The following is a 10,343-nucleotide window of genomic DNA, read 5'->3' as shown; positions in this document are numbered from 1 at the left end:
AGGCGGCGTGATCCAGAACGGGGGGGTGGTGCTCAAGCAAAGCCAACAAAGCTGCGCTTTGTGGTTTTTTCATTTCCGATTTACTTACGGAACGCTGGATTACGCCGCGCAAGGCGGCGTGATCCAGAACGGGGGGGTGGTGCTCAAGCAAAGCCAACAAAGCTGCGCTTTGTGGTTTTTTCATTTCCTCCCCGCTTACAAAAGCAAGCTTTTGGCGCGGTCCGGAAATGAAAAAAGCCAAGCGAAAATTCGCTTGGCTTTTCTTGGTCGGGATGACTGGATTCGAACCAGCGACCACACGCACCCCATGCGTGTATTCTACCAGGCTGAACTACATCCCGATGTTCCAGCGGGGCCTTCCGGGAAGGTTCCGCGCCCGATCGCAGCGGGTAGAATTCCGATCGGGCTGCAAATATAATACAATATTGAAATTTCAACAGCCCCGGGGTGGAATAATTCCAGGGGCTTTTGGGGGAAATGCCAATAAAAAAGCCGGCGCCCCCATCCCCGAGGCCACCGGCTCACCGCTTGCTCCAAAGCTGTGCGTCTTTAGCGGTAGAGGGTAAAGTGCCCTACGTACTGCTGTTTTTCGTTGTCGTTCGCGTTCACCACATACCAGTAATCGCCCGTGGGGACTTCCTTCCCGTCGTAGGTGCCGTCCCAGTTCTTGACCTGGTCCAGGATGGCCACCACCCGGCCGTACCGGTCGTAGATCTTGATTTCGATATTGGGGAAGAATTCCCGGTTTTTGGGAGACCACTCGTCGTTCATCCCATCCCCGTCCGGGGTAAAGTAATTCGGGAAATCCACCATACCCTCAAAATTGAAAGGGAAGTTGATCTCTACCTCACACCCGCCGGCATCCCGCACGCGAATGCGAATATTGGCGTCGTAGTTGATGTGGAAGACATTGTCCGTGCCTGTAGATTCGCCCTGGAAGAAGAATTCGTACCCGCCAAAACCGCCGCTGGCCGTGGCCGTGATCTCATCCGGGCCGGTCTGCAGGGCCTCCAGGGTAAGGGGCTGGTAATCCTCCACGATAAATTCCACAAAGGTGGTACACCCATTCTCGTGGTACAGGTATACGGTGTGGTCGCCAGCCGGCAGGTCGCCCCAGGTGCGAACATCGTCTGCCAGGGCGGTGATGGCGTCCGTGGGGTCTGCCGGATCCAGGGCAAAAAGCACGCTGGACAGGGCAGCCTGGTTGGCCAGCTCAATCCGGACCGTATTGAAGGGGAAGATGCCCTCGCAGCCGTATTCCACTATGGGTTCGGCCCCCAGTTCCACCCCAACTTCCACGGGGATAACCACATTGGCCGTACAGCCGTTGGCATCGCGCACAAAGACCACATAGGAGGTGCCCCCGCTCAGGTTGTCATAGAACAGGGCGTCGTTGCGCACAAAGTCCACATCGGCCGTGGAATTCAGGCTGGTTTCGTAATAGGTCACTCCGGTGCCATCCACAAAGGGCGTGCCCCCGGTTATGCTGATCTGGGCGGAGCCGTCTGCAAAGCCCAGGCAGGTTTCATTGGTGGCGGTATAGGAGAGCTCCAGGGGTTCGGGTTCCACCACCTGCACGGTGGTGATCTCGGAACAGCCCTGCTCATCCTGGATCAGGATGTCGTAGGAACGGCCCGGGTAGGGCGCCCCTTCCAGGTCGGTAAAGGTATAGACGCCGGGGGTAGCCGGGTCTGAAAAGAATTCGTTGAAATCCGGGGAAATGGCAAACTGGATCAGGCCTTCGCCCCCGCTCAGCACTTCCACCGTGACGCTGCCGTCGGTTTCCCCGCTACAGGTAACGGGGGTGGCGGTGGCGGTAAAGACAATAGGGGCCGGGCGCACTACGGAATAGGGCCCTTCCACGTCGCCGCAGGTGGTGCCGCTCATCACGGCTACATAGTAATCGCTGCGGGCATCCAGCCCTTCAAAGGTACCGTCGGCCTGGGGGCCGCGGATCACCAGTGCAGACGGGTTGGGGTTAAAGGGGTCCGCCCCGGGGTCTCCTCCGAAAAGGATAAACTGGTTCCCCCCTACCCCGCCGGTGGCAAAGGATTCGATACGGCCGTCCAGTTCGTTGGCACAGGAAATGTCGTCCGGCAGGTTCACCACCAGGTCCAGGTCCTGGGCATCAATAAGGGTAAGCCCGTTGGAACGCACCACATCGCAGGTATTGCCGGCGTTTACCTTGCGTACGTCAAACTGGTAAAAGCCCGGCCCGCCGCTGATGAGCACCGAGGTCTGCCCGGCCCCCATGGAAATAAAGGGGTCGGTGGGCGCCGCCGTGGCATCCCGGTATTCGTATTCAAAGCCCGCTTCGGGGTTTTGTACACTCAGGCGCATCTCGCCCAAACCGCCGCAGCCAGGGGCGCGCACCTGCACCAGGTTGGGCACAATGGGCGGGGGCGGGTCTACATAATAGGGTTCGGTAATGCCCACGCAGGCATAGCTGGAAGACACCTCAATGGCGTACCACCCGGCGCTAAGGTATCCCTCCCCGGCGCTGCCGGCAAAGGTGGGGGTGTCCTGCAGCCCGCTGCGGGAGAGTTCGTCCGCAATATTGTTACTGCCCAGGTAAATAAGCTGGTAAAGGTAACCTGCGCCGGCTACCCCGCCGGAAGCACCGGCCGTGGCGGTCTGGGCAGTACCGGTGGCCGGATCAAAGGCCTCCAGCACGGCGTTGTTGCCCCCGGGGCACACCAGCCCCTGGGGTTCCCGGATCCCAACCAGGATGGGGTCTATGGGCGCCAGGGTAATATCCACAACCTCAGTACAGCCCTGAATGTCACGCACCTCTATCCGGTAATTGCCGCTGCCCAGGTTTTCAAAACGACCGGAGGGGCCAAAGGGCACCACCTCGGCATAGGTGCCGCTGCCGCCGTCAAGCAGCAGGCGGAATTCGTAGGGGTCGGCATCCCAGCCGCCGGTGGCGGTAGTCACGATCACCCCCTGGTTGTCATTACAGCTCACATTACCCTCTTCCACTGCCACGGGGGCCAGGGGTCCGTTGGGGGCGCGTACGGTGGCCACATTGGAAGTAGCCGGGCAGCCGGGGCTGACCTGGGAGACGATGTCCACCTCGAAGTTGCCCCCGGGCAGGCCGGTAATCCGGGCCGGGTCCCCGGAAACATCGGGGTAGTTATTGGTATCAAAACTGCCGGAAGTTACGGCTGGCAGGATGCGGTTGCCGTTGGTGTCGATCCGGAATACCTGGTAGTCATATACGCCGGTGTAATCCGTCACCTCAATAAAGAGGGCCCCGTCATTCCCGGGCACGGCGCAGGTTACCGGGCTGGCTTCGCTGATCACGGCCGTGGGGTACTGGGGCTCCAGCACCTCGTGCAGGGGCAGGGGGTAGGTACACCCGCCAATATGGTCCGTTACCTCCAGCAGGTAGCCGCCCGCCACAGGCAGGTCCATGGTTACAAAGCTGTTTCCGGCGGTATTGGATACCGGGGTCACGGCGGCAGGGCCGTTCACCACGGAAAGGGTAAAGTCGGTAGATCCCACCACATCCACCCGGATGCGCTCGTCTGTGGTGCAGGTTAAGGCAGCCTCCAGGCTAAGGGTGGGTATTACATCGGAAGGCGGGTTCAGTACCGGCAGGGTAAACTGGTCCTGGCAACCGTTGCCGTCAATGGCGTATACGGTAATGGTCTGGGGGGCTCCGTTATCCACCACCTCGAAGGTATTGGAGGTCTGGTAGTCCCCAAAGCCGGTAATGCTGTACTGGTAGCCCGGGGTACCGGCATCGGTAACCGTTACGGTAATCAGGGTGGAACTGTAGCGGTTGGCGCCGGGTTCGCAGGCAAAATCCGGGGCGCTGGCCGTAATGGCAAAGACCGGGGGCTCGCTTATGCCGATGCCCGTTTGCTGGTCCTCACAGCCCCGGCTGGTGCGCACGGTTACATCGTAGGTGCCCGGGCCCAGGTTGCTGAAGGAGCCTGTAGCGTTGCTCTGCACCACCGTGGACGTACCACTTACATAGAGGGTGTAGGTCAGGGGGCTGTCTGCATCGGTGCCCGCCTGCAGCAGCACATCGATAGAGCCGTCCGCCGCCCCGTTACAGGACACATCCCGGTTCAGGACGGTAGAGATTACCGGGGGAATGGCCGCTTCCAGGTAGATGTTGTCCACCAGGAAGGTACAGTTGCCGCTCAGGTCGGAAACCAGGTTGTCGGTAACCAGTACCTGGTAATCGCCCGGGGCATATCCGGTAAAGACGCCGGTGGTATTGTCGGCCAGGTAGGCGCCGGTGCCGTCCTGCAGTTCGAAGGTGAAATCCCCGCTGCCGCCCAGGGTGGTAAGGGTAATTTCCCCATCGGCATTGTTACAGGAAGGTTCGGTGCTCCAATCGGCCGTGGCGGCCAGGAATTCGTAAACCGTAGCCGTGCCCTGGCTGGTACAGCCGTTGGCATCGATCACATCCACGGTGTAATCTCCTGGGCTGCCTACCGTAAAGGTATGTTCCCAGAACCCGCCATTGAGTACAGGAAATTGCTCGTCCCCGTTCAGGGTATAGCGGGGGGTATCTACCGACGCCGGCATACGCACCAGGATATCGAAGGTCGTGGTGGTTACATCGCACTGGTTTTCCACAATAAAGGTGGGCGCGGGCAGGTCCGGGTCCAGGTTAATGATGGTCCCGATAGCAAAAGAGGTACATCCGCTGCTGTCCATCACATAGACGTCGTAGGATCCGGCAGCCCCCAGGAAGGTGGTTTCCGTGGTATAGTCCCCGGGGGTGGGGCTTACCCCGGAGGGCATATAAGCGAAGGTATAGGGGCCGCCGTCGCCCCCGGCACCCTGCACCGTAAACTGCCCGAAGGCATTACAGTTGGCCGGCTCTTCCGCCAGGATATCGATGGAAGGGAGGTTCTGGTCTATGGTCACGGAAACCGCATCCGTACAGTTGTTGGAAGGGTCCGTAACGATAATCTGATAGTCCCCGGGCAGGGTCTCGTAGGTGTTGGTATAGATGGGGCTGATACCGCTGGGGGACTCCAGCAAAATACGGGCGCCAGTGGTATTGTCCAGCAGTTCAATCTGCAGGCTGCCGCCCACGCTAAAGCCGTCCACACTGTACTGGATTTGCCCAAAGCGGTTTACATCGCAGTAACCGGGGGTGGAAGTGGCGGTCACCTGAAGGGGGTTGGGCCCGTCTTCCGGCGGGATTTCGTCCAGGTAGATACACCCGGTACCCAGGTCGGTTACCTCCACGGTATACGTCACCCCGAATTCCAGCCCGTTAAAGGTGTGGCGGGTGGCCGTCAGGTTGGGCGATACGGGGGGGTTGGGGTCGGTGGCCAGGCGGATCAGGAAGGGGCCTACCCCACCCACAATGGTTACGGTATTGGTAAACCCGCCCGCGTCGCAGACCGGGGCTACCAGGGGATCCGGCACCACATCCAGGGTGGTCTGATCTACCGTCACCACATCCTCGTCCCGGCACCCCAGGGCGTCCAGGGTCACCACCGTATAAATGCCGGGCACCTGGGGCGAAAAGGTTGCCGTGGTGCTGGCAGTGGGGCCCAGGCGCTCCAGTTCATTCCCAAACTGGTCCAGCAGGATATAGGTAAAATCGGCCGTACCGCCGGTAACCGTAGTTACGGCAATGCTGCCTTCCACCACGCCGGAGGCGCAATTGGCCGTCACGTCCGGTACGGTGGCATCGGGCGCAGGGGTCACATCCGTGGGGATGGTCACATTGGCCGGCACCGTCTCGCAGCCGCGGGCATCGCGCACAATATAGGTGTAGGTTTGTCCGGCGTTCAGGTTCGAAAACACGGTCTGGTCGCCAAAAGCGCCCCCGTCAAAGCTCACCTCGTAGGGAGGTACCCCACTGGTGGCATCCGGGATGATCCGGACCCGTCCGTTGTCGGTTTCCCCGCAACTGGCCGGGGTAACCTCGGCTGTGGCCGGGTCAATATTAGCCGGGGGGTTCAGGGTAATGGGGTTGGAAACCGCCACACAGCCCTGGTTGTCCGTTACCCGGACCACATAGTCGCCAGGTACATTGGTGTTGTAGATAAAGGTGTTGGAAGTCAGGGCCACCGGGGCGCCAAAAGTGGTGCCGTTGTCTGCGCTTACCTCATATTGTTTGGTACCGGCACCGGACAGGTACCCGCCGCTGGCCTGTACGCGGATGCCGCCATCTGCGCCCCCGCAGGGGATTTCGGCATCGATGCTGAGGCTAACCCGCAGCTGGGCATTGACCGTGGCCGTTACCTGGTCGGAACAACCGTTGCCGTCCACCACTTCCAGGGTATAGGTGCCCGGGCTCAGGCCGGAAAACACCGGACTGCCCTGCAGGGCGCCCCCGTTAATGCGGTACTGGTGGGTGCCCAAGGGGGCGGTCCCGGCCGTAGAGCTCACCTCCAGGGTGGCCCCGGTACCGGGCACGTAACAGAAATCCGAAGCCCCGGAATTCAGGGCCAGCACAGGCGCGTCTATAGAGGTCAGGGTAAAGCTGAAATCTGCTGTACAGCCTTCGGCATCCTGCACGGTAAGGGTGTAGCTGCCTGCCTGGGTCAGGTTCCCGAAGACCTGGTTGCTGCGCGGGCCAATGGTAGCCCCGCTGGGCAGTTCCAGGGTATAGCGGTAGGTACCCCACCCGCCTGAAGGGTTACCCACTACCCGGCCGGTATTGCCGTTGGCGCAGGTCATGTCGGTAACGCTGCCGGTCAGGGCCAGGGGGCTTGCCGGTTCGCTGATGGTCAGGCTTACCGTATCGGTACAGCCGGTATCCGCGTCGGTTACGGTAATGGTGTAGGTGCCGGCGCCGGAAGGCGGAAGCACTACCTCGGCGTCGTTCTGGGGGGCAGACTCGGCCCCGCCATCAATATTGTAGGTGTAGGCATTGTCGAACCCGTCCACGATAAAGGTGCCCGAGCCGTCCGTGGCTCCTGTACAAACCCGGGTATCGGCCCCGGACTTCAGGCGCACCCGGATGGTGCTCAGCACAGCCGGGGTAAAGCTTTCCTCGTAGGTACAGCCATTGGCATCGGTAATGCGGAACACGTAAGAAGTGTTTACGCTCAGGGCTGCAAAGGTGTCGCTGCCGCCGTTGTCCACCGCAACCGGGCTGATGATTTCATACCGCACGATGGGCGCGTTGGCCGTAGGGGTCAGTTGCACATCCGAAGTCCCGGCGGCGCAGTTGATGGCGCTCTGGGCAAAATCCAGGTCGGTGGGCGGGTCTGTCCCGGCTATGGTAATCGGGGTCAGGTCCAGGCGGCACCCCCCGGCATCCCGGATGATGGGCGTATAGGTACCCGCTCCCAGGTTGGTATAGGTAAGCTGCCCGGAGAAGTTCACCCCGTCTATACTGAACTGGTAGCCGCTGCCGGACCCTCCGCTGAAGGGCCCCTGGAATTCGATGATCCCCCCGTCTACACCCCCTGCCCCATCGCAGACATTGTCCTGGATTTTAACGGCATTCCCGCTAATGGCCCCCACATTGGTAACGGATACGGAACCCGGCAGGGTGTAGATACAGCTAAAGGCCCCCTGTTCATAAAGGACCTGGATCTGGTTGTAGGTGCCCGTGGGTACGGTCAGGACCGGGTTGGTAGACCAGGGGTCTGCCGGGTCTGCCCGGAACTGCAGGTTATAGCCCTTGGCATCCAGGATGTTTACTGTAATCCGGGCGCCGTTGCTGCAGTCCCCGTCCGTGCCGCTGGCGGTCACATCCGGCGGGGTCAGTTCTTCCACGTCTGCCGTGGCGGTAATGGTACAGCCGTTGGCATCCGTAATAAAAAAGGTATAGGTACCTGCCGTGGTTACATTATAGGTGGTAGAACCGGTATAGGTGCCCCCGGAATTCCCCCCGTCGCTTACCGTAAAACTATACGGGGCAGAGCCGCCAGAGGTATTGATGATAATGTCTGCATCGTTGGCCCCGCAAACCGGGTCGGCGCTCAGGCTTTCATTCACCTCGGTGGACGCGGCCAGGGCCACCAATCCATCTCCGATCACTATGGGGTTGCCGTTTACGTCCAGGGGTTGGTTGGGCGCCGGGATGCCGTTGCCTGGGTCGCCCGTACACTGCTGGGTTTCTACCTGCACGCTGTAGGTGCCAAAACCCACGGCGGAAAAGGTGTAGGGATTGTTGGGGATAAAGGTGGTAAACTCCTGGGGTACCCCGAATTCGTCCAGCAGGGTGTACTTGTAGGGCCCGGGCACATTGTTCACCGTTACAGTGATGCTGCCGGTATCCCCCGCACACTGGGCGTCCGTAAAGGTCACGTCTATGTCGATGTCCAGCTGCTCGATGGTGATGGGCTGGTAGGGATATTCGCAGGTATTGGGGGTGTTTTGCAGCCGGGCTTTAACCACATAGGTGCCCGGGTTCAGGTTGTCGAAAATGGCGCTGGCCTGCCAGGGGCCGAAGCCGCTGCCGGCATCAATGCTGTACTCATAGGCGCTGGACAGGTTGGTCACCTGGATACGGCCCGGTACCCCGCAGATATAATCCCGCTTTACAAAAGTCTGGGTAATGGTACTTTTCTTGACCTTGAAATAGTAGTACCCGCCCCCATCTACACGTACGCGGAATTCCGCCCCGCTGGAAGCCGGGATGGCCGAGGCGTCCAGGGTAAAGGCGGACGCAGTGGAAACGGTTTGCCAATAGGAGTTACAAGCCCCGCCGATAATGGCCGGGCAATCGTCATTTACGTCGAAGGTACAACTGCCGCCGGGCACCAGTTGCTGCCACTCGTAACTGCTGTGGCTGCCGCTTACCGTAATGGCCCGGTCGTCGTTATCGCCGCAGAGGTTAAACCGGGCTACGGTAAAACCGTTGGCACTACAGGTAACCTCCTGGTCGGCATTCAGAATAATGGTGTTGAAGAAAGGTGCGGCCTCCAGACCCGAGGCTCCATAGGCAGCCTCTCCCTGGGTTTGGGAGCCGGAATCGGAGGCTTCGGTGTGCGCGGCCCTTGCGGGACTATCGGGAGCGGGGGATGTGAACCCGGTAATCAACCTTTCAAAAGAACCGTTCGCGATCGCCGAAGAGCTGATGATAGTTGCCACTAGCATCAACAGGGCATACCAGTGATGCCTTGTCTTTTTCGGGTGCATAGGTTAAGCGGTCTTGGAGCCCGGACCATCGTGATTTGGGATGACGAAAGCCCGGCAGTGTAATTATTTTCCTATATAATCTCGTTATCTTAGGGCAGATGCCCTGTCATTCATCTAAGAATTCTAACGTTTCGTCATGAGAAATAGTATTGTATCCCTGTGTTTTTTTGGCATAATAGCGGGTTTTTCCTGTGCGCAGGACCCTGAAAACAAGGCGGAAACGCCTCATACGGCCTCCATCTCCCCCGAATTGGTAGTGGACGGGCTGCAAATTCCATGGGGAATGGCCTTTTTGCCGGACGGCAGCATGCTGATTACCGAGAAGGCCGGTACCCTGATCCATTTCAAAGACGGGCAGCGCACTGAAGTGGTCGGGGTGCCTGAGGTGTACCTGAGGGGGCAGGGCGGCCTACTGGACCTGGAACTCCACCCGGATTACGACCAAAACGGCTGGATCTACATGAGTTATGCCTCCCCGGATGGCCCGGAAAAAGGAGGGCATACGGCTATTGCCCGCGCAAGGCTGCAGGGAAACCAGCTTACCGACTTTGAAGTGCTGTACAAGGCCGGCCCCAACACCACCCGGGGCCAGCATTTTGGGTCCCGCCTGGAATTTGATGCAGAAGGCTACCTGTACTTTACCATAGGGGAACGGGGGGAACGGGACGTAAACCCCCAGGACATCACCCGCGACGGCGGGAAAGTCTACCGCCTGCATGCGGACGGCCGCATCCCGGCAGACAACCCCTTTGCCGGGCAGGCCGGGGCCCGGGAGGCGCTCTATACCTACGGCAACCGCAACCCCCAGGGGATGGCGCGCCACCCGGAAACCGGTGCCATCTGGATACACGAACACGGCCCCCGGGGCGGAGACGAGATCAATATCGTCAAGAAAGGGGCCAACTACGGCTGGCCCCTGGTGACCTACGGCATCAATTACAGCGGCACCCCCATCACGGACCAGACCGAAATGCCGGGGGTAGAACCGCCCGTCCATTACTGGGTGCCATCCATCGCCCCCAGCGGGATGGCCTTTGTGACCTCCTTTCGCTACCCGCAGTGGCATGGCGACCTGATGGTAGGCTCCCTGGCCTTCCAATATCTGGAACACCTGGAGATGGAAGGCACGCGGGTAGTGAAACGGGAAAAATTGCTGGAAGGGATTGGCCGGGTGCGCAACGTGCGCCAGGGGCCTGACGGCTATCTCTATGTGGCCGTGGAAGGAAAAGGGATCTATAAACTGGTGCCCGTAGACTAGGGAAAGG

At 60.0% G+C, this 10,343-nt stretch carries 3 protein-coding genes and 1 tRNA gene; 1 reads left to right on the top strand and 3 read right to left on the bottom strand.

The window, feature by feature from the left end; genetic code table 11:
* The 3 genes from OZ410_RS13160 to OZ410_RS13150 form a co-directional block, all read right to left on the bottom strand.
* Positions 1-241, bottom strand: a 241-nt coding sequence (locus tag OZ410_RS13160) for a hypothetical protein (protein WP_277708476.1), incomplete at its 3' end; no start/stop codon positions are given.
* 23 nt (positions 242-264) lie between these two features.
* Positions 265-341, bottom strand: a tRNA-Pro gene (locus OZ410_RS13155).
* A 208-nt stretch (positions 342-549) separates the two neighbouring features.
* Complete coding sequence (locus tag OZ410_RS13150; RefSeq protein WP_277708475.1) at positions 550-9,036, bottom strand: T9SS type B sorting domain-containing protein; 8,487 nt, start codon at positions 9,034-9,036, stop codon at positions 550-552.
* A gap of 178 nt (positions 9,037-9,214) precedes the next feature.
* Here OZ410_RS13150 and OZ410_RS13145 point away from each other — a divergent pair, with 178 nt between their 5' ends.
* The gene (locus OZ410_RS13145) at positions 9,215-10,336 is read left to right on the top strand and encodes a PQQ-dependent sugar dehydrogenase (RefSeq protein WP_277708474.1); all 1,122 of its coding nucleotides are present in this window, start codon (positions 9,215-9,217) and stop codon (positions 10,334-10,336) included.
* The last annotated feature ends 7 nt before the right edge of the window (positions 10,337-10,343 follow it).

The organism is Robiginitalea aestuariiviva (assembly GCF_029537735.1).
GTDB classification, from domain to species: domain Bacteria; phylum Bacteroidota; class Bacteroidia; order Flavobacteriales; family Flavobacteriaceae; genus Robiginitalea; species Robiginitalea aestuariiviva.
This window is presented reverse-complemented; position numbering and strand designations above follow the sequence as displayed.